The 25231-nt window shown below is 71.3% G+C and carries 19 protein-coding genes; 16 read left to right on the top strand and 3 right to left on the bottom strand.

Translation table 11 applies throughout. The annotated features are described in order from the left end of the window. The first annotated feature begins 160 nt into the window (after positions 1 to 160). Positions 161 to 1678, top strand: a complete 1518-nt coding sequence (locus tag POL25_RS33385; RefSeq protein WP_272090358.1) for a Ppx/GppA phosphatase family protein — start codon at positions 161 to 163, stop codon at positions 1676 to 1678. Between the two features lie 173 nt (positions 1679 to 1851). Here the strand turns inward: POL25_RS33385 and glpK are convergent, their stop codons facing one another. After that, complete coding sequence (gene glpK, locus POL25_RS33380) at positions 1852 to 3336, bottom strand: glycerol kinase GlpK (RefSeq protein ID WP_272090357.1); 1485 nt, start codon at positions 3334 to 3336, stop codon at positions 1852 to 1854. Between the two features lie 367 nt (positions 3337 to 3703). Between glpK and POL25_RS33375 the strand changes: the two genes are divergently transcribed. The 15 genes from POL25_RS33375 to POL25_RS33305 all read left to right on the top strand — a co-directional run bounded on the left by POL25_RS33375 (position 3704) and on the right by POL25_RS33305 (position 20916). Then, positions 3704 to 4213: a helix-turn-helix transcriptional regulator gene (locus POL25_RS33375; RefSeq protein ID WP_272090356.1), complete on the top strand. Its 510-nt coding sequence runs from the start codon at positions 3704 to 3706 to the stop codon at positions 4211 to 4213. Positions 4214 to 4306: 93 nt separating this feature from the next. Further along, positions 4307 to 5353 carry a type IV pilus assembly protein PilM gene (gene pilM / locus POL25_RS33370; RefSeq protein WP_272090355.1) on the top strand — a complete coding sequence of 349 codons (1047 nt, stop codon included), beginning with the start codon at positions 4307 to 4309 and terminating at the stop codon, positions 5351 to 5353. Continuing rightward, positions 5350 to 5904 (top strand): PilN family protein, encoded by a 555-nt coding sequence (locus tag POL25_RS33365; protein WP_272090354.1) that lies wholly within the window; start codon positions 5350 to 5352, stop codon positions 5902 to 5904. Before pilM ends, POL25_RS33365 begins: the two co-directional genes overlap by 4 nt. An 8-nt stretch (positions 5905 to 5912) precedes the next feature. Further along, positions 5913 to 6524 (top strand): type 4a pilus biogenesis protein PilO, encoded by a 612-nt coding sequence (locus tag POL25_RS33360; protein ID WP_272090353.1) that lies wholly within the window; start codon positions 5913 to 5915, stop codon positions 6522 to 6524. A 17-nt stretch (positions 6525 to 6541) separates the two neighbouring features. After that, a complete protein-coding gene (locus tag POL25_RS33355) occupies positions 6542 to 7108 on the top strand; it encodes a shikimate kinase (RefSeq protein WP_272090352.1) in 567 nt (188 codons plus the stop codon). A 56-nt stretch (positions 7109 to 7164) separates the two neighbouring features. Further along, on the top strand, positions 7165 to 8283 hold the full coding sequence (locus POL25_RS33350; protein ID WP_272090351.1) for a 3-dehydroquinate synthase: 1119 nt from the start codon (positions 7165 to 7167) through the stop codon (positions 8281 to 8283). A 120-nt stretch (positions 8284 to 8403) separates the two neighbouring features. Next, positions 8404 to 8754, top strand: a complete 351-nt coding sequence (locus tag POL25_RS33345) for a roadblock/LC7 domain-containing protein (protein WP_272090350.1) — start codon at positions 8404 to 8406, stop codon at positions 8752 to 8754. Between the two features lie 7 nt (positions 8755 to 8761). Continuing rightward, positions 8762 to 9217 (top strand): type II 3-dehydroquinate dehydratase, encoded by a 456-nt coding sequence (gene aroQ / locus POL25_RS33340; protein ID WP_272090349.1) that lies wholly within the window; start codon positions 8762 to 8764, stop codon positions 9215 to 9217. 39 nt (positions 9218 to 9256) lie between these two features. After that, the gene (accB, locus tag POL25_RS33335; RefSeq protein WP_272090348.1) at positions 9257 to 9751 is read left to right on the top strand and encodes an acetyl-CoA carboxylase biotin carboxyl carrier protein; all 495 of its coding nucleotides are present in this window, start codon (positions 9257 to 9259) and stop codon (positions 9749 to 9751) included. Then, a complete protein-coding gene (accC, locus tag POL25_RS33330) occupies positions 9751 to 11178 on the top strand; it encodes an acetyl-CoA carboxylase biotin carboxylase subunit (RefSeq protein ID WP_272090347.1) in 1428 nt (475 codons plus the stop codon). The genes accB and accC overlap by 1 nt, the downstream gene beginning before the upstream one ends. A gap of 31 nt (positions 11179 to 11209) precedes the next feature. Next, the gene (locus POL25_RS33325) at positions 11210 to 15667 is read left to right on the top strand and encodes a tetratricopeptide repeat protein (protein ID WP_272090346.1); all 4458 of its coding nucleotides are present in this window, start codon (positions 11210 to 11212) and stop codon (positions 15665 to 15667) included. Between the two features lie 136 nt (positions 15668 to 15803). Further along, positions 15804 to 17162: a trigger factor gene (gene tig, locus POL25_RS33320; protein WP_272090345.1), complete on the top strand. Its 1359-nt coding sequence runs from the start codon at positions 15804 to 15806 to the stop codon at positions 17160 to 17162. Positions 17163 to 17352: 190 nt separating this feature from the next. After that, positions 17353 to 18003, top strand: a complete 651-nt coding sequence (clpP, locus tag POL25_RS33315; RefSeq protein WP_272090344.1) for an ATP-dependent Clp endopeptidase proteolytic subunit ClpP — start codon at positions 17353 to 17355, stop codon at positions 18001 to 18003. After that, entirely contained in the window at positions 18000 to 19262 is a 1263-nt protein-coding gene (gene clpX / locus POL25_RS33310; protein WP_272090343.1) for an ATP-dependent Clp protease ATP-binding subunit ClpX, read from the top strand. Before clpP ends, clpX begins: the two co-directional genes overlap by 4 nt. A gap of 211 nt (positions 19263 to 19473) precedes the next feature. Continuing rightward, on the top strand, positions 19474 to 20916 hold the full coding sequence (locus POL25_RS33305; protein ID WP_272090342.1) for an NHL repeat-containing protein: 1443 nt from the start codon (positions 19474 to 19476) through the stop codon (positions 20914 to 20916). A gap of 220 nt (positions 20917 to 21136) precedes the next feature. Here the strand turns inward: POL25_RS33305 and POL25_RS33300 are convergent, their stop codons facing one another. Beyond that, on the bottom strand, positions 21137 to 21763 hold the full coding sequence (locus tag POL25_RS33300; protein WP_272090341.1) for a DUF6892 domain-containing protein: 627 nt from the start codon (positions 21761 to 21763) through the stop codon (positions 21137 to 21139). A 137-nt stretch (positions 21764 to 21900) separates the two neighbouring features. Next, positions 21901 to 25113, bottom strand: coding sequence for an MXAN_5808 family serine peptidase (locus tag POL25_RS33295; protein WP_272090340.1), 3213 nt, complete (start codon positions 25111 to 25113; stop codon positions 21901 to 21903). Between the last annotated feature and the right edge of the window lie 118 nt (positions 25114 to 25231).

Raw genomic sequence — 25231 nt, 5'->3', positions numbered from 1 at the left:
ATCACTCGTCCTCACGACGTCGTCCTCGGTGACGCCCGGGAGTTCATGAGCAGGTGGACGCGCCGAGCGCACCCGCGTCGCCGAGGGGTGATGCTCCGGGTGCTCCGTCGCTCGCGGCGCTTGCACGCGGGCATGCGCGGCCGTATGGTCGCCCACCGCGATGAACGAGCCGGATTCGCCAGTCACGGATTCCGACAGCGTCGCCGCGGTCGACCTCGGCTCGAACAGCTTTCATATGGTGGTGGGGCGGGTGGTCGACGACACCCACTTCCACATCGTCGATCGCCTGCGCGAGCGCGTGGCCCTGGCGGCCGGGCTCGACGCGCAGCACGAGCTGACCGACAAGGTGCAGGAGCGCGCGCTGGCCTGTCTCGAGCGCTTCGGTCAGCGGTTGCGGGAGATCCCCGAGGGCCGGGTGCGCGCGGTGGGCACCAGCGCGATGCGCCAGGCGGGCAACGCAAAGGTGTTCCTGGCCCGGGCCCAGGCGGCGCTCGGCCTCCCGATCGACATCATCGCCGGCAGCGAAGAGGCGCGCCTGATCTACCTCGGGGTGTCGCACTCGATGTCCGACGACCGCGGCCGCCGACTGGTGATCGACATCGGCGGCGGCAGCACGGAGCTGATCGTCGGCGAGCGCTTCGAGCCGATCCGCATGGACAGCCTCGGCATGGGCTGCGTCGGCTACAGCCTGCGCTTCTTCGTCGACGGCAAGATCCGCGCGGAGGACTTCCGCCGGGCCGAGATCGCCGCGCGCCTCAAGCTCGAGCCGATCGAGCGCCGCTACCTCGAGGCGAACTGGGAGAACTGCGTCGGCTCGTCGGGGACGATCACGGCGGTCGACGCGATCCTGCGCGCGAACGGGTGGAGCGACCGCGGGATCACGGTGGCGGGGCTGCGCCAGCTGAAGAAGGCGCTGATCGCCGCGGGCAACATCAGCAAGATCGGCGGGCTGTCGGGGGTGCAGGCGGACCGCGCGCCGGTGCTGCCGGGCGGAGTGGCGATCCTGCTGGCGCTGTTCGAGAGCCTGAACATCGAGCACATGGCGATCTCGACGGGGTCGATGCGCGAGGGGCTGCTGTACGACCTGCTGGGGCGGATCCGCCACGAGGACGTGCGCGACCAGACGATCCGCCAGCTGTGCCAGCGCTACAAGGTAGACATGGCCCAGGCCGGCCGGGTGGAGCGCCTGGCGCTGCACTGCTTCCAGCAGGTGCGCGACGCGTGGGGCCTCGACGCGGAGGTCGGGCACCAGCTGGTGGGCTGGGCGGCGCGCCTGCACGAGATCGGGCTGTCGGTGGCGTTCTCCGGCTATCACAAGCACAGCGCGTACCTGGTGGCCAACTCCGACATGCCGGGGTTCTCGCGCGCGGACCAGGAGCTGCTGGCGGCGATGCTGCTCGGGCAGCGCAAACGGCTGACGCGCGAGGTGTTCACGGGCCTGCCGAACAGCGAGGCGGAGCTGGCCAAAGCGCTGACGATCTGCCTGCGCGTGGCGCTCCGCCTGGCCCGCAGCCGCAGCCCGACGCCGCTGCCGCCGTTCACGGCGACGGCCCGCCGCGGGGCGCTCGAGCTGGGGTTCCTGCCCGACTGGATCGAGGCCCACCCGCTGACCTTCGCCGACCTGATCGAGGAGGCGGAGAAGCTGCGCGAGGTCGGCTTCGAGCTCCGCGTCCGCTGAGCGGGGCTGGAGGGCGAGCGGCGCGTGGGCCCCGGCCCGTGAGCGCCGGAGGCCCGAGGTAGGCCTCGGGGCCCACGGCCCCAAGCGCGGGAGCGCATCACTCGTGACTCGGCCGGCGCAGGCGAGTCACGAGGCGAACGCTCGCGGCGAGGCTGGCCTTCGGGACATGTCCCTCAGGCCAGGGCGACAGCGCGCTCCCAGTTGCTGCGCAGGGTCGCCAGGGCGGTGGTCGGGGGCCGCGGGGTAAAGGCGCGGTCCTGCTTCCAGGCGGCGGATAGGGCGGTGGTGTCGGACCAGACGCCGGCGCCGAGGCCGGCGAGGAAGACGGCGCCGAGAGCGGTGGCCTCGAGCATGGTGGGGCGAGCGATCGGGACGCCGAGGAGGTCGGCCTGCAGCTGCATGAGGAGGTCGTTGGCCGCGGCGCCGCCGTCGACCTTGAGCGCCTTGAGCGGGGCGCCGATGTCGGCGCTCATGGCGCGGAGCAGGTCGGCGATCTGCAAGGCGATGCCCTCGAGCGCGGCGCGAGCGATGTGCGCGCGGGCGGTGCCGCGGGTGATGCCGCTGATCAGGCCGCGCGCGTGCGGTCGCCAGTAGGGCGCGCCGAGGCCCGCGTGCGCAGGCACGAGGATGACGCCGCCGCTGTCGGGCACGCTGGCGGCGAGGGCCTCGATCTCGCTGGCCTTGACGACGAAGCCGAGGCCGTCGCGCAGCCATTGCACGACCGCGCCGGCCATGAAGGCGCTGCCCTCGAGGCAGTAGGTGGTGCGCTCGCCGATCTGCCAGCCGACCGTGGTGAGGAGGCCGTGGCGCGAGGCGACCGGGGTGTCGCCGGTGTTGAGCATGGCGAAGGCGCCGGTGCCGTAGGTGCACTTGGCCTCGCCGGGCTCGAAGCAGGCCTGGCCGAACAGGGCCGCCTGCTGGTCGCCGGCGATGCCGTGGATCGGGATGCCGTCCGGCAGGCCGGGCACGCCGCGGGTCTCGCCGAAGCGAGCGGTGCACGGGAGGACGCGCGGGAGGATCGCCGAGGGCACGCGCAGGAGGCCGCACAGCTGCTCGTCCCAGCCGCCGCCTTGGAGCGGCCAGAGCAGGGTGCGCGAGGCGTTGCTCGGCTCCGAGACGTGGGCGGCGCCGGCGGTCAGCCGCCACACGAGGTAGGTGTCGACGGTGCCGGCCGCGAGCTCGCCTGCGTCGGCGCGGGCGCGGGCGCCTGGCACGTGGTCGAGGACCCACGCCAGCTTGGTGGCGGCGAAGTAAGGGTCGAGCAGCAGCCCGGTGCGCGCGCGGATGAGGTCCTCGTGGCCGGCGGCGCGGAGCGACTCGCAGGTGTCGGCGGTGCGCCGGTCCTGCCACACGAGCGCGCGGTGCAGCGGCCGACCGTCACGACGACCCCACAAAAGGCTGGTCTCGCGCTGGTTGGTGATGCCGACGGCGGCGATGCGCGCCGGCTCCACGCCGCTCGTCTGCAGCACCTCGGCCACGGTCGCTAGCACGGAGGCGTACAGCTCGTCAGGGTCGTGCTCGACCCACCCGGGCTGCGGAAAGTGCTGTGGGAACTCCCGGGTCGCGCGCGCCAGCACGCGGAGCTGCGGGTCGACGAGCAAGCAGGTGCTGCCGGTGGTCCCCTGGTCGATGGCGAGGATCAAGTCTGCGGTGGTCACGGCGCCGGGAGGTTACCATCCGCGCGCATCGCGGCACCGCGGTCGGCGGCCTCGGCATTGGTCGGCGCGACCCAGGGAGATCTGCCCAAGGCCCAGGCGTGCGTGGACGCGCGCGCGCTGTTCCCGCCGGTGAGCATTTTCGCACATGGGCCACGAATCGCAGCCTGTGGCCCCGCAGCTGCCCCCAGAAGCGTTTTCACCTAGCTCGGAGGGGCGGTGCTGGGCGTCGCTCGGATCGCTACAAAGACCTATCAAATCCATATCACTAACATTCACTTACGTATCACTGAGACGGTCCTGCCACGTTGACGAACCCCTTGCCGGGGCTGACAATGTGTAGGAAAGCGTAGCCCGACCGGCCAGCCCCATGACCGCGACCCCGAAGCAGGAGCTTCAAGCTCCGCCGCCGCAGCAAGCCGCCCCCGCGGACACAGCCGAGCTGTACGCCCGCGAGGACGCGCCGCCGCGCGAGCGCGAGGCAGACGATGGTGGCGAGGTCGGCGAGGCCGGCGAGGTCGGCGAGCCCGCGGCCGCGAACGCCGTCGAGGCGCCGGCGCCGAAGCGAGCCCGCAAGGCCGCCGACGACAACGGGGCCGCGACACCGACCGCGACACCGACCGCGACACCGACCGCGACCCCGACCGCGACCCCGAAGGGGAAGGGCGTGCAGCCCAACAACGTCCGCAAGCTGCGCCAGGCCGCCATGATGAGCAAGGCCGAGCTCGCGCGACGTGCCGGCGTCAGCCCGCTAACCATCGACCGCGTGGAGTCGGGATGTCCATGCCGCATGGATACCAAGCGCAAGATCCTCGAGGCGCTCGGGCTCAGCCCCTCGGCGCGCGAGCAAGTGTTCGGCCCCGACATCGACCAGGCCTGAGCCGCGTTCGCGGCCGCGTCGCGCCGCCGTCCCTGTCCCCGTCCCCCCGCGAGCCCGCGTCGCGGCCCACTGTCCGCGAGCCGGCCTAAACGCATGACCAGGCGCTGCTTCGGCCTCGACCTCGGCACCTCGGCGGTCCGCCTCGTGCAGCTGCGACAGGCCCGCTCGGGCCTGCGGGTCGCTCGCTTCGGCGTCGAGCCGCTGGCCCCAGGTTGCGTCGAAGACGGCCAGGTCGTCGACCACGAGGCGACAGTGGCCGCGGTCCGGCGCGTGCTCGCGCGCGTGCGACCGCACGGCCGCGACGTGGCCCTCGCGGTCGCGGGGAACGGCGTCATCATCAAGCGCTTCGCGGTCCCGCAGCTGCGACCCGAGGCGCTGGTGGCCCAGATCGCGTGGGAGGCCGACCAGATCGTGGCGCCGCAGCAGCGCGGCGAGGTGCTGATCGATCACACGATCTTGCGCGAGAACCCGGCGACGGGCGAGATCGAGGTGCTGCTCGTGGCGGCCAAGCACGACATCGTCCGCCAGCGCCTGCGCGTGGCCCAGGACTGCGGGCTGCGGCCGGTGGTCGTCGACGCCGCCGCGTTCGCGCTGCACAACTGCGTCGAGGCGGCCCACGGCCTGGTCGGCGGCGAGACGGCGGCGGTGCTGGCGGTCGGCGCGGCGAACTCGACGATCACGATCGTGGCCGACGGGGTGCCGGCGTACGGGCGCGACTTCGGCGCCGGCGGGCGCGACTTCGACGCGGCGATCCAGCGAGCCCTCGGCGCGAGCGCGAGCGAGGCGGAGGCGCTCAAGCGGCGCGCCTGCGTCGAGCCGGAGGTGGCGGCCCGCCTCGCCGAGGTGCTCATGCCGGTGTCGCAGGCGATCGCCGGCGAGGTCCAGCGCTCGCTCGCGTTCTTCCTCGACTCGACGGTCGCCGAGCCGCTCACGCGCATCTACCTGGCGGGCGGCGCCGCGGCCACGCCGACGCTGGCGCCGGCGCTGGGTGAACGCCTCGGCGCCGCGGTGCAGCGGGTCGAGCCGTTTGCCCGCCTGGCGATCGACGCCGGTGTCGATACAGCGGCGCTGCAGGCCGAGGGGGCGGCCGCGGCGCTGGCGTTCGGGCTGGCGCTGCGGCGGGCGGAGGACTCGCCGTGATCCGCATCAACCTCCTGCCGCGGGCCCAGCGGCGGCGACGCCTGCGGCTGCGCAGCGGGGTCGCGCTGGCCGGCGCGATGCTGCTCGGCTGGGCCGCGGTGATCGGCACCGGCTACGCGTGGATCGCCAGCCACGGCGCGACGGCGGCCGAGCTGCGCGCGAGCACGGCCGAGGTGACGGCGGAGATCCGGCGGCTCGAGAAGAAGCGCGACAATCCGGCCCTGGCGGAGCGCCAGCGGGTGCTGCGGATCCGCCAGGAGGCGCTGGCGCGGCTCCGCGAGGCTCGCGGCGAACCGGCGGCGGCGCTGGCCGAGCTGGCGGGGTTGTTCGAGGCGGACGACGCGGCGCTGCGGCCGCTCGAAGCCCACGCGGCCACACTCGGCGGCTGGCGGGTCGACGGCCTCGCTCGCGACCACGCAGCCCTCGCCGCGTTGGTCGCCCGGGTCCGCGCCGAGGCGAAGTTCCACCTGTCCTATGGGCCAGAATACGCCCGCACCGCCGACGACAGCCTGCGCTTCCGCCTCGATCTCGAGGCCGCGCCGAACCAGTGAGACGCGCCGTGCTGTCGCCCGAGAGCCTCACGCGCCTGTCCGTCCTGCAGACGCTGCTGATCTGGGGGCTCGGCGCCAGCGTCACCGCGATCGTCGGCTACGTGCTGTTCTTCGTGCCGGCGCGCGCCGACCTGCTCGCGGCCCGCAACGAGCTCGCGGCCGCCGAGGCGCGGCGGGACCGGGTGACGCAGGAGCTGGCCGAGCAGCAGACCTTCGCCGCGGCGCTGGCCGCCGACGAGGTCGCGCTGACGCTGGCGCTGGCGGCGACCCCCGGCGCCGCGGGGGACCGGGCCGACCTGCTGTTCATCGTGCCCGCGCTCGCGCGCGACTCGGGCCTCGAGATCGATCGCTGGCAGCCGCTGCCCGACGAGCCCGCGGGCGAGTGGGGCGTGCGCTCGCCGGTGCGGGTCGACGCGCGGGGCGGCTGGGACGCGCTGGTCCGCTTCGTCACCGCGCTCGCCGCCTTGCCCGAGACCGTCGTGCTCGACGAGCTCGCGCTGCGCTGGCCCGCCGAGGACGGCGCGCTGGAGATCTCTTTTCGCGCAGGCGCGCTGCGGGTCAGGGCCGAGCTCGCCGAGCCGCCGGCGCACCCGAGCGCGCCGAGCCCTGTCCCACGCTGATGAGCTCTCTCACCGCCATGACTTCACGCCGTGCAGACGATCCGCAACGACCGCTCTTCCTCACCGGGATGATGGGCGCCGGCAAGTCGACCGTCGGGCCGATCGTGGCCGGGCTGTGGGGCGCGCCGTTCATCGACCTCGACCGCCGGATCGAGCGGCTCTTCGGCGCGGCGATCCCCGCGCTGTTCGCCCGCGGCGAGTCGCACTTCCGCCACTGCGAGAAGGCCGCCTTGCAGCTCCTCGTGGCCGAGCCCGGCTTTCGGGCGCGCACCGTCGTGGTCGCCGCGGGCGGCGGACTCGTCGTCGACCCGGCCAACCGCGCGCTGATGCGCGAAGCCGGGGTCGTGTACTTCCTCGACGTCCCGCCGGCCGAGCTCGCGCGTCGACTGGTCGTCACGCCGCTGGGCGGACGTCCGTTGCTCGGGTCGGACGAGGGCGCGGTCGCGGCGCGCGTCGGCGAACTCCTTGACAACCGAAGGTCGGCGTATGAGGAAGCGGACGGAGTTGTCGACGGCAACGGACCGCCGCAAGATGTGGCGCACCGGTTGCTGACGGCGCTTGCCACCAGCCTCCGCATCCTCTGAGGTCCTGCATGCAAGACAGCGGGTCATCCAGCCAACGCAAGCGCCCTCGGCCCCTCGTGCTCGACGTCCACGTCCCGGCCGAGAGCCGCAGCTATCCGGTGCTGATCGGTCGCGGCATGTTGTCGCGGATCGGCACCGAGCTGCGACAGCGGCTCGGCGGGGCCAATTCGGTCGCGCTCATCACCGACGCCAACGTGGCGCGCCTGCACGGCGCCGCGGCCCGGGCCAGCCTCGAAGCGCACGGCTTCCAGGTCGTACCGATCGTCGTTCCGGCGGGCGAGGTGCACAAGACCATGCCGTCGCTGCTCGCCGTGCTCGAGCAGATGATCTCCGGCGGCCTCAGTCGACGAGACGCCGTGGTGGCGCTCGGCGGCGGCGTCATCGGCGACCTCTCGGGCCTGTCCGCGGCGCTGTTCATGCGCGGCATCCCGGTCGTGCAGGTGCCGACGTCCCTGCTCGCGCAGGTCGACGCCTCGGTCGGGGGCAAGGTCGCCGTCGACCTGCCCGGCGCCAAGAACATGGTCGGGGTGTTTCACTTCCCGCTGTTCGTCGCCATCGACCCCGAGGTCCTGAGCTCGCTGCCCGACCGCGAGCTCGCGCAGGGTCTGGCCGAGATGCTCAAGCACGCGCTGCTGTTCTCGGGCGACCACCTCGAGCAGCTGCTCGCGCGCGCCGACGGGATCTACGCCCGCGACGTCGACGTCATCACCCCGCTGGTGGCGACCTCGGTCGGGCTCAAGGCGGCCTGCATCGGTCGCGACCCGTGGGAGCAGGGCGAGGCCGGCAAGGGTCGGGTGCTGCTCAACCTCGGGCACACCATGGCGCACGCGATCGAGGCGGCCTCGAACTACGAAGTCCCGCACGGCGACGCGGTCGCGCTCGGGCTGCGAGCGGCCGCGCGGGTCTCCGAGCTCAAGGGCGTCGCCGAGCCGGGGCTCGAACCGATGGTCACGCAGGCGCTCGCTCGCCTGCGGTTGCCGCAAGATCTCGACGCGTGGCTCACCGGGGACCGCGGCGCCGCGGTCGAGCGCGCCCTGGCGGTCGACAAAAAGCGCGTCGGCGGCACCGTGAGTTACGTGGCGTTGGCGCGGGTCGGCGAGCCGCTGGTGTTGCCGCTGACCCCGCGCGAGATCCTGGGGCTGCTGCGGCAGCGAGCGCAATTGCCCGCGGAGTGAGCGCAGGGTCGCCACAGACGAGGGTGAACGAGTGCGAACGCCTGGTTGCGGCCGAGTTGAGGCTTGCCAGAACCGATTTGCTCTGCCAACCTGGCGGCCCGCGCGAGGACTGCGCCAATCATGAAAGAAACCCTCAAATCCATCGTTGAACAGATCCCAGGCGCCAAGGGTGCCATCCTGATGGGCTTTGATGGCATCACCGTCGAGCAATACGACGGCGACAGCGGGGCTGACATCGAGGGCATCGCAACCGAGTTTTCATTTCGGTTCGTCGAGCTGCTCAAGGCCTCCAAGGCGCTCGACCTCGGCGCCCTGACCGACATCACGATCAAGGCGGAGCGCGGCACCCTGCTGGTGCGCTGCCTGTCCGAGGAGTTCTTCACGATCGTGCTGCTGGCCGACTCGGGGAGCTTCGGCAAGGGGCGCTGGGTGTTGAAGTCGGCGGCGCCCGAGCTGCTCGCCAGTCTGTAGGCTGGGGATGTCGGCGGCGCCGCGGGTGCTCGTGATCCACGGGCCCAACCTCAACCTGCTGGGCCAACGCGAGCCGGGTATCTACGGCGCGCAGACCTTGGCCCAGCTGGACGCCTCGCTGCAGGCGCTGGCCGGCGAGCTCGGGGCCGAGCTGACCTGCCGGCAGAGCAACCACGAAGGCGTGATCCTCGACTGGATCCACGCCGCGTACGGCACCGCCGACGGCATCATCATCAATCCGGGCGCCTACACGCACACCAGCGTGGCGATTCAAGACGCGCTGCGAGCGGTGCCCGTGCCGGCGGTCGAGGTCCACCTCAGCAACCTCTACCGCCGCGAAAGCTTGCGCCAGGTATCAATGTCTGGCGTAGCATGTGTCGGCGTCATCATGGGCCTCGGCACTGCCTCCTACCACCTCGCTCTGCGCTACCTCGTAGCCGAGCACGCGGCCCGCCCGTCGTGAGCGACGCGCCCGGGACCCTTCGACCCTGACGGAGAGTGCATGTCGTCCGAACCTCGGGATTCGTCTCCACGGCCTGATTCGCTGCCGGACCTGCGGTACATCCGCGAGCTGGCCAAGGTGCTGCGCCAGAACGACCTCGACGAGATCGAGATCGAGAGCGGCGAGCACCGCGTGCTGCTCCGCCGCAACACCGCCGTCGAGGCCGCGCCGGTCGCCGCCCGCCCGGTCGTCTACGACGCGCCCGCGCCGGCGCTCGCCCCGGCTGCGGCCCCGGCCGCCGCGCCTGCGGCCGCCGGCACCTTCATCACTTCGCCGTTCGTCGGCACCTTCTACCGCTCGTCCAGCCCCGACACGCCCTCGTTCGTCGAGGTCGGCACCACGGTGCAGCGCGGTCAGACCCTCTGCATCGTCGAAGCGATGAAGCTGTTCAACGAGCTCGAGGCCGAGTTCCCGTGCGTGATCGAGGAGTGCCTGCTCGACAACGCCAAGCCGGTCGAATACGGGGCCAAGCTGTTCCGGGTCCGCAAGCTCTGATGCCGACGAAGACGCCTCATCCCGCCGCGCCGCGGTCCACGCCGCCGCTGAGAGAGATCCGCAAGGTCCTGGTCGCCAACCGGGGCGAGATCGCCCTGCGCGTGATCCGGGCCTGCCGCGAGCTGGGGATCCGCACCGTCGCCGTCTACTCGACCGTCGACGAGCACGCGCTGCACGTGCGGTTCGCCGACGAGGCGGTCTGCATCGGGCCGGGGCCGTCGTCGCAGAGCTACCTCAACATCAAGAACATCATCGCCGCCGCCGAGCTCACCGGCGCCGACGCGGTGCACCCCGGCTACGGCTTCCTGTCGGAGCGGGCCGAGTTCGCCGAGATCGTCCAGAAGTGCAAGCTGACCTTCATCGGCCCTGACCCGACGCACATGCGCGTGATGGGCGACAAGGTCACCGCGCGCCAGACGATGGACCGCTCGGGCGTGCCGGTGCTGCCGGGCTCGGGCGTGCTCACCAGCGCCGCGCACGCGGTCGCCGAGGCCGAGCGCATCGGGCTGCCGGTCATCCTCAAGGCGTCGGCGGGCGGCGGTGGGCGCGGCATGAAGATCGTCCGCGACATCAAGCTGCTGCCGCAGACGCTGCAGACCGCCCAGGTCGAGGCGCTCAAGGCGTTCGGCAACGGCGACATGTACCTCGAGCGCTACGTCCAGAGCCCGCGCCACGTCGAGGTCCAGGTCGTCGCCGACCAGCACGGCAACGCCAATCACTTGCTGGAGCGCGAGTGCTCGGTCCAGCGGCGCCACCAGAAGGTGCTCGAGGAGGCGCCCTGCTCGGTGCTGGGCGACGCCCTGCGGCGGGAGATGTGCGCCGCCGCGGTCGCGGCCGCCAAGGCGATCGGCTACCACTCGCTCGGCACGATCGAGTTCTTGCTCGACGGCGACCGCTTCTACTTCATGGAGATGAATACGCGCGTCCAGGTCGAGCACTGCGTGACCGAGATGATCACCGGCATCGACCTCGTGCAGGAGCAGATCCGGCTGGCCACGGGCGAGCCGCTCGGGCACCTGATGCGCGAGTTCCGGCCGCGCGGGCACGCCATCGAGTGCCGGATCAACGCCGAAGATCCGATCAAGTTCATCCCCCAGCCGGGGACGATCTCGGCGCTGCACTTCCCGGGCGGCTACGGGGTCCGGGTCGACAGCCACATGTACCAGGGCATCACGGTTCCGCCCTTCTACGACTCGATGCTGGCCAAGCTCATCGTCCACGCCCCCGACCGCCAGCAGGCGATCCGGCGGATGCAGCGCGCGCTCGGCGAATGCGTCATCGAGGGCATCCAGACCAATATCCCGCTGCACCGGTGGCTTCTCAAGCAACCGGCGTTCATTAGTGGTAAATACGATACCCACTTCCTCGAGGCGTCGCTCGACCCCGAGGCCGTGCGCGCCGAGGCCGACGCCGAAGTGCAAGGCTGAAGGAGTAAAGGAAGCCAGGAGAAGGAGACGGGTGGCGTTCAACCGCGACAAGGCACTGGCAGCGGCTGCGAAGTACGCGGCGAAGGGTCAGCACGACCGTGCGGCGAAGGAGTACGCGGCGGTCGTCGAAGCTGACCCTTCGGACATCCGATCGTGGCTCCTCTTCGCCGACGCGCTGCGACAGATGGGCGACACCGCGGGCGCGAGCGAGCGGTTCGTGTTCGTCGGCAAGCACTACACCGAGGCCGGTGAGCACCAGAAGGCGCTCGCGGTCTACCGGCAGGTGCTGCAGATCGACTCGGGTCGGCTCGACGTGCAGTCCAGGGTCGCCGCGCTCTACAAGGAGCTGGGCCGGATCCAGGACGCCATCGCCACCTACGAGTTCGTCGCTCAGGCGTACTTCCAGAGCGGCCAGGTGCTCGAGGGCCTCGAGGGCTTCCGCATGGTCGCCGAGCTCGACCCGGGCGCTGTCGGCAAGCGGCTGCGCCTGGCCGAGCTTTACTCGCGCGAGGGCATGGTGCCGCAGGCGGTCGAGCACTTCCGGCTCGCCGCCGACAAGCTGTTCTCGGATCGCCGGATCGACGACTACATCCGCGTCGCCGAGCGGCTCATCTATCACAAGGAAGACGACCTGCCGGTCCTGCGCTCGCTGGCGCGGATCTACCTGTCGCAGAACGAGAACCGGCGCGCGCTGGTTAAGCTGAACGCGCTGCTGCGCTCGGCCCCCGCCGACCCCGAGGGCCTCGAGCTGCTGGCCGACACGTTCGTCGCGCTGGGCAAGCAGGACAAGTCGGTCAGCGTGCTGCAGGAGCTGGCCAAGGAGCAGCGCAAGGGCGGGCGCAAGGCCAAGGTGCTGGCCGCCCGCGTGCTGCGCAAGGCGATCGCGCTCGGGCCGGAGAACGCCGACGAGCTCAAGAAGATCGCCGCCGACATCGACGCCGAGATCGCGGCGCTGCCGGTCGACCCGAAGGACCGCGAGGAGGATGTCGGCCTCGACATCGACGTGGTCGAAGAGGAGGCCGCGGCGTCGCAGACCGGCACCGACCTCGAGCTCGACGTGGAAGTCGAGGACGTGCCTTCGCGCCCTTTCGCAGGGGTGGGCGCGAACCTGGCGCCCAGCGCGGCAGAGGAGCCTGAGGACAACGTCGGCGACATCGACAAGCTGCTGCTCGAGGTCCGGGTCTACATCAAATACAAGATGTTCGAGCACGCGCTCGGGCACCTCGACTCGATCTTCGTCCGCGACGCCAGCAACACCCAGGCGCTCGAGCTGCAGGCGTCGATCCTCGAGTCGCTCGGCCGCAACTCCGAGGCCGCCGACACCTCCGTCCGCCTGGCGCAACTGGTCGCCGGACGCGACCTGAAGCTCGCCCGCGACCACCTGGGTCGCGCGCTCCGGCTGGCGCCCAACCACACCAAGGCCGAGATGGTGCTGACGGCCCTGGAGGCCAGCGGCAGCCAGCCCGACGAGGCCGCGCCGCTGGTCCGCGGCACCAAGCACGAGCGCCTGGCCGGCGACGCCGAGGCGCCGCCGCCGACGGCCGGCCAGAGCGGCACGAGTATGAGCTCGCCGGCCGACTCGGCCCGCATCGCCGCCCTGGACGGGGATGTCTCTTCGGACACGTCGACCGAGACCGATTCGAAGGTCCAGGCCGACCTGACGCCGACGCCCGCGCCCGCGCCGCTGCCCGAGGAGCCGAAGGCGCCCGCCGACGAGCCGGTGCGCGAGTCCAGCGGCCTGCAGAACCTGGCGTTCGGCATGGCCGCCCCGGTCGCGCACGACGACAGCGACAGCGCGATCCGGACGCCGCTGTCGACCAAGTTCTCCGAGAAGACGCCGCTGCCGCGGTCGTTCGGCGAGAAGACGCCGCTGCCGACGTTCAAGCCGCCGGTCCAGAAGGCGACTGTCCCTGAGGACATGTCCGCCGAGACAGCCGGTGAAACCCAGCCCGGGGCGACCACGAGCGAGGCCGCGCCGCCCGAAGCGGCGCAGCCCGAGGTCGCCGCGACGGCCGAGGTCGCGGCGAGCGAGGCCATGACCTCCGAGGGCGCGCCGGTCGAGGGCGCGCACGTCGAGGCCACGACCTCCGAGCCCGCGAGCGAGCCGGTCGAGTCTGGCCGCAAGCCGTCGCGCCGCCCGCCCTCCGACAAGCCGGCACAAAGCGCCGAGGAGGTCGAGGAGCTCGAGGCCGAGGAGGTCGAGGAGCTCGAGCTCGATGAGCTCGTCGACGAGACCGCGTCCGAGCCGACGCCGCCCAAGAAGGCCCCGCCGCAGCCGCCGCGCAGCGAGAGCGTGGTGACCCGGCGACCGGAGCCGCCGCGCAGCGAGAGCGTGGTGTCGAAGCGTCCGCCGCCGCCGCGGACCGAGAGCGTGGTGTCGAAGCGCCCGCCGCCGCCGCAGCCGCGGACCGAGAGCGTGGTGACGAAGCGCCCGGAGCCGCCGCGCAGCGAGAGCGTGGTGACGAAGCGCCCGGAGCCGCCGCGCAGCGAGAGCGTGGTGACGGCGAAGCCGGTCGCGCCGCCGCCCGAGGCTGTCCCGGCGGACAGCTCGGCCAAGCCCGAAGCGACGCAGCCCGAGGCCGTCGCGGTCGACACCGCGACCAAGCCCGAGGCGACGCAGCCCGAGGCCGTCGTGGTCGACACCGCGACCAAGCCCGAGGCGACGCAGCCCGAAGCTGTCCTGACGGACAGCCCGGCCAAGCCCGAGGCGAGCGCGCCTGAAGCTGTCCCCGCGGACAGCTCGAGCGCGGCGCAGCCGGAAGCTGTGCCCGCGGACAGCTCGGACAGGGCCGACGCCGGCGAGAAGACGGAAGCCGCCCCGACGGAGGTCGCGGCGAAGCCCGAAGCTGTCCCGACGGACAGCCCGGCCGAGCCCGCGACCGAGGCTGCGTCGACGAGCGCGGAGGCGCAGGCGCCCGAGGCCGCGAAGACCGAGCCGACGCCCGCCAGCACCGAGTCGGCCAAGCCCGAGGTGCTGAAGGCCGAGATCGTCCGCGGACCGGCCCAGGCGCCCAAGTCCGACGCCGCCGCCAAGCTCCGCGCGATGCGCCTCGGCGGGAAGCCGGCCAAGCCGGTGACGCGCCTCGGCGGCCCCAGCGGACCGAAGCCGGCGGCGACCCCCGCCAGCACGCCCGCGACCCCCGCGGCCGAGACCCGGCCCGCGCCAGTCCAGCAGCCCGAGGCGAAGCCGGAGGCTGTCTCTTCGGACAGCCAGGCGAAGGCGCTCGAGGCGAAGCCGGAAGCTGTCTCTTCGGACAGCCAGGCGAAGGCGCCCGAGGCTGTCTCTTCGGACAGCCAGGCAAAGGTGCCGGAGGCTGCCCCCGCGGACATCGTCGAGGCGAAGCCGGAAGCTGCCCCCGCGGACACGAGCGAGGCGAAGCCGGAAGCTGTCCCCGCGGACAGCCAGGCCGAAGCCGTGCCCTCGGACATCGCGGCGCCGACCGAAGCTGTCCCCGCGGACAGCCAGGCCGAAGCCCTGCCTTCGGACATCGCTGCGCCGCTCGAAGCTGTCCCCGCGGACAGCCAGGCCGACGCTGCCCCTTCGGACATCGCGGCGCCGACCGAGGCTGCCCCTTCGGACAGCCAGGCCGAGGCCAAGCCCGAGGCCGCCGCTGCGGACATCGCGGCGCCGACGAGCGAAGCTGCCCCTTCGGACAGCCAGCCCGAGGCTGTCTCCGCGGACAGCAAGGTCGCCGACCTGCTGAGCGCCGAGCTCGAGGAGCTCGCCGCGGTCGAGGAGATCTCGGCCGAGGAGCCCGCCGCGCCGGCGGACTACCCCGACATCACCGACGAGGTCGAGGAGCTGCGCTTCTTCATCAGCAGCCGGTTCGAGGACGACGCCCAGTTCACCTACCTCGAGCTGCAGCGGCGCTTCCCCGGCCATCCGGCGCTCGCCGAGTTCGCCGACCGCTTCGCCACCGGCGCCAAGCTCGAGTCGGCCGCCGCGCCGGTGATGATCGAGGACACCCCGCCGCCGGTCGCCGCCGCGCCCGCCGCCGTCAGCCCCGGTCACACCGTCCAGCGCCTCGACGACGAGGACGACGACGACGATTTCCTGTCCTCGATCTTCGACGAGCCGTCGCCGGTCAGCCGCAAGAAATCGCCGCAGCAGCGGGCCGTGGCCACCCTCACCGAGCAGGCCGACGCCCAGACCTACTTCGATCTGGGCATGGCCTATCACGAGATGGGCCTCATCGACGACGCGCTGGCCCAGTTCGGGCTGGCCGCCGCCGACAGCACCTGGCAGTCGCGGGCCAAGGTCATGATCGCCGACCTCCGGATCCTCCGCGGCGAGCCCTCGGTCGCCGTCGCCGCCCTGCGCGAGGCGATCGACAGCGCCAACGACGAGGACGAGCGCGACGCGGCCCAGTACCGCCTGGCCGAGGTCTTTACGACCCTCGGCGACACGGCGGCGGCCGCCGAGGCGCTGCGCGACGTGAGCCCGGGCTACCGCGACCGCGACGAGCTGCTGGCCGAGCACGAGGGCTGAGGCAGGCCGTGCGGCTTGTCACGCCTCGCGGCCGCCCGTCGTGGCGGCCGCGGCCCGGCGCTGCGGCGGCCGTGCGTGCGTCGACTTGAGATCGTGGCGGCGCTCTGGTACTGGACCGTCCCCGCTTTCGCCCGTCATGGAAAGTCAAATCGAGAAGATCAGTGCGGTCGAGTGCCGCGTGCGTGTGCAAATCCCGTGGACGGAGATCTCGCCGCGGTTCGCCACCAAGCTGCGCGATCTGCAGGGCAAGGCTCGCTTGCCTGGCTTCCGTCCGGGCAAGGTGCCGCCGCACATGCTCGAGCGCATGTTCGGCAAGAGCGTGCGCGAGGAGCTCGCCCGCGAGCTCGTCGACGAGACCTTCCAGGCCGCCGTCACGCAGCACAGCAAGGTGCCGCTGACCCAGCCGGTCCTCGAGGAGGGCACGCTCGTCAAGGACGAGACCTTCAAGTACGCCGCGCGCTTCGAAGTCCCGCCGGAGATCACCCCGAAGGACTACACCGGCATCGCCGTGCGTCGCCGTCCCGCGGTCGCCGACGCCGCCAAGATCGACGCCGAGCTCAAGGCCAAGCAGGAGGAGCTCACCGAGCTGCGCCCGCTCGCCGAGGGCAGCGAGCGCACCGCCACCCAGCCGGGTGACGTGTGGACCGTCGACCTCGACGGTCACATCGGCCCGCAGAAGATCGCGCGCAAGGACCTCCGCGTCGACATCGGCGAGACCGAGAACGAGTACATCCCCGGCCTCGCCGCCGCGCTGGCGAGCACCACCCTCGACCAGGTCGGCAAGACGCAGGTCGTGCGCTTCAGCCCGACCCAGGAGCGCCTCAAGCAGGAGCTGCGCGGCCACGAGGCCGTGCTGACGATCGGCTTCCGCGACCTCCGCGAGAAGCACGTCCCCGCGCTCGACGACGACTTCGCCCGCGACACCGGCGAGGCCGACAGCCTCGACGCGCTCAAGGCCAAGTTCAGCGAGCGCCTGCTCGAAGAGGACAAGAACGAGGCCGAGCGCGACGCCCGCAAGCGCCTCGTCGAGGTCCTGCTCGAGCGCAACACCTTCGAGGTCGCGCCGTCGCTGGTCGCCCGCGAGGTCGCCGCCCAGGTCGACCTGTTCAAGCGTCAGGTCCAGCAGCAGGGCCTCACGCTCCAGCGGCTCGGCGTCACCGAGCAGCAGCTCAGCTCGCAGTACCGGCCCCAGGCGCTGTTCAACGTCAAGGCGTTCCTCCTGCTCGACGCGATCGGCAAGGCCGAGAACATCGTCGTCGCCGAGGACGAGGTCGAGGCCGAGCTGAAGGAGATGGCGGCCGAGCGCAACCAGAACATCGATCGCCTGCGCGCGACGATGGAGAAGAACAACCAGCTGCTGCTCCTGCGCGCGCAGCTCCGCGAGGAAAAGATCCTCGACTTCCTGATGGGCAAGGCCGAGGTCACCGAGGCGCCCGATCCGTCGCCGGAGGCGCCCGCGACGTCGGAGTCTAGCGGCGAGACCGCCGCGACCTGACGAGCGAGTCCGCCGCACGCGCCGGTGCCGAGCGCGCCGAACGTCGAGAGGAGCCACCCCCGGGTGGCTCCAGCCGCTTTCTCGATCGACGGTGAGAAAGTGGTGATGCAGCCGCGCGCTCTGGGGCCTTGCATCGTCCCGGCGAGGCGGTCACGATAGCAGACACCTAGAAGGAGCGCGGAGCCGCCGCATGAAGCACCACGAAGACTTGGGCCCGGTCGCCAACATTCCCTTCGTCATCGAGCAGACGCACCGTGGTGAGCGCTCGTGGGACATCTACAGCCGGCTCCTCAAGGACCGGATCATCTTTCTCGGCACCGGGGTCAACGACCAGGTCGCCAACGTCATCATCGCCCAGCTCCTCTTCCTCGAGTCCGAGGATCCGGAGAAGGACATCACGATGTACATCAACTCCCCGGGCGGCGTGGTGACGGCCGGCCTGGGCATCTACGACACCATGCAGCACGTGCGCTGCGACGTCGCCACCTACTGCATCGGCCAGGCCGCCTCGATGGGCGCGGTGCTGGTGGCCGGTGGAGCCCCGGGCAAGCGCTTCGCGCTGCCCAACGCGCGCATCATGATCCACCAGCCTTCGGGCGGGGTGCAGGGTCAGGCGACCGACATCGAGATCCAGGCGCTCGAGATCCGGCGCCTCAAGGCGATCTTGAACGCTATCCTCGCCGAGCACAGCGGGAAGACGGTCGACGACATCCTGCGTGACACCGAGCGCGACAAGTTCATGGACCCGCAGACGGCCAAGGGCTACGGGCTCATCGACGAGGTGCTGAGCCGGCCGCGGAAGGAGCGGCCGACGCCGCCGACTGGGGGGACGACTCCATGAGCTCGAAGCGCGACAACAACGGGAACCTCAGCTGCTCCTTCTGCGGCAAGTCGCAGAAGGAGGTGAAGAAGCTGATCGCCGGCCCTTCGGTCTACATCTGCGACGAGTGCATCTCGCTCTGCAACGACATCCTCGCCGAGGAGGTCCAGAAGGAAGAGCGGGCCGACGTCAGCGCGAAGATCCCGAAGCCGCGAGACATCCGCAAGGTCCTCGACGACTACATCATCGGCCAGGAGCTGGCCAAGAAGACCATCAGCGTCGCGGTCTACAACCACTACAAGCGCATCAACGCCAAGAAGCTGCCCGACGAGACCGAGCTGCAGAAGAGCAACATCCTGCTGCTCGGACCGACCGGCTCGGGCAAGACGCTCATGGCGCAGACGCTGGCGCGCATCCTCGACGTGCCGTTCGCCATCGCCGACGCCACCAGCCTGACCGAGGCCGGCTACGTCGGTGAGGACGTCGAGAACATCATCGTCAACCTGCTGCAGAACGCCGACCACGACATCGAGCGGGCGCAGCGGGGCATCGTCTACATCGACGAGATCGACAAGATCGCGCGCAAGGGCGAAAACCCGTCGATCACCCGCGACGTGTCGGGCGAGGGCGTGCAGCAGGCGCTGCTCAAGATCCTCGAGGGCACGATCAGCAGCGTGCCGCCCAAGGGCGGACGCAAGCACCCGCAGCAGGATTTTCTGCAGGTCGACACGACCAACATCCTGTTCATCTGCGGCGGCGCCTTCGCGGGCCTCGAGGACATCATCGACCACCGCATCAGCGCCAAGACCATGGGCTTCGGCGTGCAGCACGGGCAGAAGAAGGAGCTCCGCCAGTGGGAGCTGCTGCAGCAGGTCCAGAGCGAGGACCTGATGAAGTTCGGCCTCATCCCCGAGTTCATCGGCCGCCTGCCGATCGTCGCCCCGCTGCATGACCTCGACGAGGCCGCGCTGGTCGCCATCCTCACCCAGCCCAAGAACGCGCTGGTCAAGCAGTACGAGCGCCTGCTCGGCATCGACGGCGTCGGCCTCAAGTTCACCGACGGCGCCCTCAAGGCGGTCGCCCAGCGTGCCCGCGCCCAAAAGGCCGGCGCCCGCGGTCTGCGGTCCATCCTCGAGCGCGCGATGCTCGACGTGATGTACGAGATCCCCAGCCAGGGCAACATCCGCGAGGTCGTCGTCAACGAGGACTGCATCCTCCAGGGCAAGCAGCCCGTGGTCGTCTACGCCAACGACGGCGAAGTGAAGAAAGAGGCCAGCTGAGCCGCCACGCTCCGCTCGCCCGAAGGGCCGCCCGGCAGCGCCGGCGCGGCCCTTCTTCGTTAAGGCGCTGCGTTGGGGACTCTCGCCCCCCGAACAGAATATGTCCGCGAGGACATGTCCCACCGACCGGATGTCTCAAGGGACAGGTCGTTGACAGCCAATTGTGGCCTGGCAAGATCGCCGCGTGCCGACCCCCAGGACAAAACTGTTTGTGTGTGCCCTGCCGCTGTGGATGACCGCCTGTGACGGCGGGCCGACGCCCGACGAGGCCAGGAAGAGCGAGCCGCCGGCAAAGGTCGAGACCACGGTCGAGACGAAGACCGAGACGACGGTCGAGACGAAGACCGAGACCCCGGCGGACGACAAGGCCGAGCCCAAGGCCGAGCCGGCCAAGCCGGCAGCAGCGCCGCTGACGATCACCGCGGGCGCGCCGGGGCCGGCGTTCATCGCCGTCGAAAAGAAGGGCATCGTGCGCCTCGACGGCGGCAAGTTCACGCCGGTGAGCGGCGCCGAGACGGGCTCGTATCGCAAGTTGCAGGTCGGCGCGGACGGCCAGGTGTGGGCCGCGGACTACTCGCAGATCGGGCGCATCGACAGCGAGGGCTTCAAGGCCGTGGTGGGCGACGGCGATGCGCGGCTGCCCAACTCGATGACCGACTACGCGGTCGCGGCCGACGGGCAGATCTGGGTCGCGGCCTTCAGCGCGATCGACCACTTCGACGGCAAGGCGTGGACCAGCGAGCCGGTGTCGGTGCTGGCGCTCGCGGCCGACGATTTCCCGCAGGCGATCGCCGTCGACCGGGCCGGCAAGCCCTGGCTCGTCACCAGCCAGAAGGTGTTCGTGCGCGAGGCCGACGCCTGGAAGGAAGTCGACCTCAAGTCGACCCGGGCTCGCAGCCCGTACTACCTCACCCGGGCTGCGCTCGCGTCCGACGGCAGCGTGTACGCGATGGGCATGGACAGCGTGTTCCAGCTGGTCGACGGCCAGCCGACGAAGAAGCTCAAGCTCGGCGGCACCAGCTCGTACAGCGAGCTCGCGGTCAGCACCGACGGCTACCTCGCGCTCATCGACGTCGACAAGGTCACCGCCGCCAAGCCGGCCGAAGGCAAGCTGCAGTCGCGGCGCAGCGGCAGAGACTTCAAGAAGGGGTTGATCTGGGCCGTCGGCGTGGACGACGGCGGGCGCGTGTGGGTCGGCACCGACGCGGGCCTCTCGGTGGTCGCAGCCGACGGCAGCAAGCACGAGTGGCCGAGCGGCGCGGCGCCGGAGATCGCCGGCGAGATCAAGAGCATCCTGGTCCTCGGCAGCGGCCCCGCCGAGCTGCCCAGCGCCGGCGAGGTGCGCAAGGGCGGTCTCAAGGGCAGCATCGTCGACAACGACGAGAAGCCGGTCGTGGGCGCCACGCTCGAGGTGTGCCCGACCCCGGCGTTCATCTACTCGAAGACGCCGTGCGCCGATCAGCCGGTCCGGTTCATCGGCAAGACCGACGCCGAGGGCGCGTGGAGCTTCGCCGAGGTGCCGCTCGGCGAGTACGGCGTGGCCGTCAAGGTCGGCAGCAAGTGGCAGACCACCCTCGGCTTCTCCATGCACAGCGCGATGAAAGAGGGCGAGGTCCACGACATCGGCTCGATCAAGCTCGCCGCGAAGAAGTGACGCGGGCCGCCCGTGCGCGGCCGGTGTCGTTCATCGGCGAGCGAGCGGGCCTGGTCCTTGCCGCGCAGGGTCCGAGCGCGAGCGAGGCGGATGCGACCGGTTGCGAGGGACGTCGCCGAGAACCAGGCCGTGATCCTCATCCACGAGGGTCAGCTCGCTGGCCGCGGCGTGACGAGAGTTGCTCACCGCACGCCGCTCGACCTCGGCTCGAGCGGGCGGGTCAGTCGTCCTCGTCCTCGTCCTCGTCCTCGTCCTCGTCACCGGGCTCCGGAGGCAGCTTCACCTCGACGCCGCGGGCTCTGAGGTCGGCGACCAGCTGCGGCGGCAGCGGCAGCCTCGCCGACACCTTGCGCAGAGCCGGGACCGCGAGCAGCGCCTCGGCGTTCGACCAGCGCATCCCGAGCGCGACCTCGGTCACGGCGGGCAGCCCGGTCAGCAGCGTGCAATCGAGGCCCTGGAAGTAGTTGTCGGCCAGCACGCGGGTGACGTTGACGCAGCGGCGGATGTCCGGTACGCCCGACGTGTCGTACCAGTCCTCCTCGCCGCCGGTGTCGATGTCCACCAGCGCCTCGAGGAACATGTAGATGTCGTCGCCCCCGTCCGACGCCAGCAGATCGATGCTCGCCAGATCCTCGTCGCGGACCGGGTACTCGGACAGGCGCGCGACCACGGCCCTGGCCGCCTGCTTCTCGCCGGGGATGCCCTCCGCCCGCGCCTGCTCGCGCAGCGCCTCGAGGTCGACGGCCTCGCCCACGAACGCCGCGAGCGCGTCGGTCGTGACGCGGCCTTCGCGGAGCAAGTGGTCGAGGAAGAGCAGGTGAAAATTCTGTTCGTCCGGGGTACGCACGCTCGCCACGGTACCCGCGGCCATCGCTCGCGCGCCAGCGGGCCCGCGAAGCTCCGCGAGCCGGGGCCGCACGACGGTCCTGCGGCCCGCGCGGCGCTCTTCCGAGCCCGGGCGAGCCGCCGGTCCGTGCGGGGTGCTTACTTCGACAGCGTGTCGACGCTGAGCTTGCCGGTCGACTTGTGGAGCTCGTTCGAGCGGGCCTCCTCGAGGCCGCTCGTGCGCAGCACCCACATGTGCTTGGCCGCGCTGACGTCGTCGTCTTCGCGGGCCCGGACCTCGATGAAGTTGTTGCCCGGCGTCAGCGGGATGTCGGCCGAGAACTCGAGCTTGCCGTCCTTCGGGTTGGTGGCCGCCTGGTAGAACACCTTCTCCGCCTTGCCGAACAGGTCGCGCGACGGGTTGACCACCGTGATGAAGACGTCGCGGACCGCCTCACTGTCGGTGATCGTGCCGCTGACCTTCATGCGCGGGTCGGCCGTCTGGCTCGGGCTCTGGGCCAGGGCGATGCGCGGCGGGCTGATGGCGAACACGTCGGTGATCTTCGGCTTGCTGCCGCGCTCGCCGAGCTTGGCCTGGGCATCCTTGACGAACGCGGAGCGCTTGCCGTCGAGGTCGACGCGCAGCCAGCCGTCGGCGCGGCCGGTGACCTTGAGGCCCGAGCCGGCCTCGGCGCGGGCCACCACCTTGTCGGCGGCCAGCGGGCTCTGGACCAGCTCGCACGCCTTCTCGCACGCCGCCGTCCCGGTCGCCGGCGCCACCGTCACCGTGCTCTGGGCCAGCGGGAAGTGCAGCTTCTGCGCCAGCGCCACGCCGATCTTCGCGTCGTGGGCCGACAGCTGCAGCTTGACCTCGCCCTCGGTCGGCGCCTTCTTGACCTCGAAGTCGAACTCGACCACGCGGCCGTCGCCGGTCGGCAGCGCCTTGAGCTGCTCGCGGCCGGTGTGGAGGAACACCGCGTCGCCGTTCATGTTCTTGAGGTTGACCCAGGCGTCGAGCGCCTGGCCCTCGCCGGTGTTGCGCACGTGCACGCGCAGGCGCACGCGCTCGCCGACCTGCAGCGCGCCGTCGCCGTTGCCGTGGATGTTGGCGCCGGCCTTGGGGTCGTCGAGCAGCTGATAGGCCAGCGAGAAGTCGGGGCGCGGGATGCCGGCGCTGCTGATGTCGATGAAGCGCTGCGAGCTCGGCGACACCGTCGAGCCGTGGCGGTCGAACAGCTGCAGCTCCATGCGATCGGTGCGCGACAGCTCGTGCTCGTTGACGTTGACCTTGGCGGTCGCGGTGCGCGTCTGCCCGGGGTCGATGCGGCCGAGCAGCAGCTCGCGCTCGTCGAAGTACGAGTAGTCGGAGTCGGAGAAGGCGCGGACCTGGTAGGCCGGGGCCGTGCCCTCGTTGGTGACGGTCACGGTGACGACGCCCGTCTCGCCGGCGAGGACCGTGTTGTCCTTCTTGTCGATCTTGACGGACATGCGCAGCACCGCGCCCTTGCCGGCCTCGGGCGCCGTGCCGGGGCTCCAGTCGATCCCGCGCTTGGCGAACGCCTCGGTCAGCCGCTTCTCCTCGACCGCCGTCTCCTTGGCCACGAAGTCGCCGATCTTGGCCAGGATCGCGTCGCGCGACGGCGACGGCGCCCACACCACCAGGTCGCGGGCCATGCGGATCTCCGGGTCCTCGAGCAGCGCCTCCACCGTCAGGTTGCCGGCCTTGTCGGTCTTGGCCGCGCGCAGCTTGTCGCGCTCCTTCTGCTTGGCGGCCTCGGACTTCTCGTCGCCGCCGTCGTCGTCGGGGACCATGGCGTTGCTGAGGAAGTAGAGCGGGCCGGCGGTGATCTTCTGCGACGGGTCGGCCTTGGTCGAGGTGAGGTGCGAGGCCAGCGACTCCTCGCGCACGAGGTCGAAGCGCTTGCGGCCGTGGTAGGCGACGAAGTCCTTGGTGACGACGACCGGCAGGGTCTCGAGGTCGGGGCTGACGCCGACCGACTGGATCGAGACGTCGCCGGGGGTGAGGTACTGGGCGATCGTCAGCTTGAGCGCGAGCTCCTTGTCGGCCACCTTGCGGTCGTGTAGCACCTGCACCGAGCCCTTGCCGAAGGTGCGGCGGCCGAGCAGGACGGCGCGGCCGAGGTTGCGCAGGGCGCCGGCGACGATCTCGGTCGCGCTCGCCGAGCCCTGGTCGATCAGCACCACCACCGGCACGTTGGCGAAGTCGTAGCGGTCGTCGGCGGTGAGGTCCTCGCGCGGGGCGCCAGGGCCGACGGTCGAGACGATCACGCCCGACTTGAGGAACGCGTCGGCGACCTCGACCGCGGCGGTGAGCAGGCCGCCCGGGTTGTCGCGCATGTCGAGGACGATGCCGCGGACCCCGGCCTTCTCGAACTCGGCCAGCTTGGCCCGCAGCTCCTTGCCGGTGGTCTGGGCGAAGTTGCGCTGGATCTGGACCAGGCCGACCTTGACCGGCTGACCCTCGCTGTTGACGCCCGGCAGCACGGTGCCGGTGACGCTGTCGAGCGTGATGACGTCGCGGGTGATGCGGAACCGCTTGGGCTTGTCGACGCCCTCGCGGCGGATGTGCAGCGCCACCGCGGTGCCGGGCTCGCCGCGCATGTGGTCGACCGCCTCGTTGAGCGACATCGTCACCGTCGACTCCTCGTCGATCTGGACGATGCGGTCGCCCGACTCGATCCCCGCCTTGGAGGCCGGGTTGCCGTCGATCACGCGGATCACCGTGATCATGCCGTCGCGCATGCCGACCTCGATGCCGAGCCCGCCGAAGCTGCCCTTCGTGCTGGTCTTCATGACGTCGAACTCGTCGGGCCGCAGCAGGTTGGTGTGCGGGTCGAGGGTGCCGAGCACGCCCTCGACGATCGCGTACTCGGCGTCGCGGCGGTCGTCCTCGCTGAGGGTGGTGTGGCGGGCGACGAAGCGGAACACGTCGCGCACGTGGGTGCCGACGGCCCACAGCGCGTCGACGCTGCCGAGCTCGAACTCCTGCTCGGCGGTGCCGACGCGGACCTTGACCCGCGCGGCCTTCTTGCCGCCGCCGAGCGGCTCGACGAGCACCTGCGGGATGGCCTGCTCGAGCCCCTCGAGGCCGGCGATCGTCATCCGGTGGGGGTCGATGCGCTCGGGCTCGACGTAGTACTTGGCGACGTACCAGAGGGTCCAGTCGAGGATCCGCAGGTCGGTGGCGTCGTAGGTCTGAGCGGCGGCCCGGGCCGGGGCGCGCGCCTCGCTGCGCTGGGCCAGCGCCTCGCGGTCCTGCACGGCCGTGAGCCCGAGTGCGAGGGCGAAGGAGCCGAAGACGATGGCCGGGGTGGAGGCCCGACCGAGTCGACCACGAAGCGGAGCGATCACGTTGGCCAGTGTAGTGGGGGGCAAGCACACTGGCCACCACGAGGCAGCCGGACGTGTGTAGGCGGGCCGGGGCCGCGCGGTGGCGGCGCAGCAGCGCGGCCGAAACCGCGGGCACCCG

The organism is Nannocystis bainbridge (assembly GCF_028368995.1).
Lineage (GTDB): Bacteria > Myxococcota_A > Polyangia > Nannocystales > Nannocystaceae > Nannocystis > Nannocystis bainbridge.
Note: the sequence above shows the minus strand (reverse complement) of the source record. Positions and strands in the feature narration are given on the sequence as shown.

Coding starts and splice junctions, on each gene's coding strand:
- POL25_RS33355 (WP_272090352.1), top strand. CDS start 6,542: ATGACTTCACGCCGTGCAGACGATCCGCAACGACCGCTCTTCCTCACC.
- accC (WP_272090347.1), top strand. CDS start 9,751: ATGCCGACGAAGACGCCTCATCCCGCCGCGCCGCGGTCCACGCCGCCG.
- clpP (WP_272090344.1), top strand. CDS start 17,353: ATGAAGCACCACGAAGACTTGGGCCCGGTCGCCAACATTCCCTTCGTC.
- accB (WP_272090348.1), top strand. CDS start 9,257: ATGTCGTCCGAACCTCGGGATTCGTCTCCACGGCCTGATTCGCTGCCG.
- tig (WP_272090345.1), top strand. CDS start 15,804: ATGGAAAGTCAAATCGAGAAGATCAGTGCGGTCGAGTGCCGCGTGCGT.
- aroQ (WP_272090349.1), top strand. CDS start 8,762: ATGTCGGCGGCGCCGCGGGTGCTCGTGATCCACGGGCCCAACCTCAAC.
- POL25_RS33385 (WP_272090358.1), top strand. CDS start 161: ATGAACGAGCCGGATTCGCCAGTCACGGATTCCGACAGCGTCGCCGCG.
- POL25_RS33375 (WP_272090356.1), top strand. CDS start 3,704: ATGACCGCGACCCCGAAGCAGGAGCTTCAAGCTCCGCCGCCGCAGCAA.
- POL25_RS33345 (WP_272090350.1), top strand. CDS start 8,404: ATGAAAGAAACCCTCAAATCCATCGTTGAACAGATCCCAGGCGCCAAG.
- pilM (WP_272090355.1), top strand. CDS start 4,307: ATGACCAGGCGCTGCTTCGGCCTCGACCTCGGCACCTCGGCGGTCCGC.
- clpX (WP_272090343.1), top strand. CDS start 18,000: ATGAGCTCGAAGCGCGACAACAACGGGAACCTCAGCTGCTCCTTCTGC.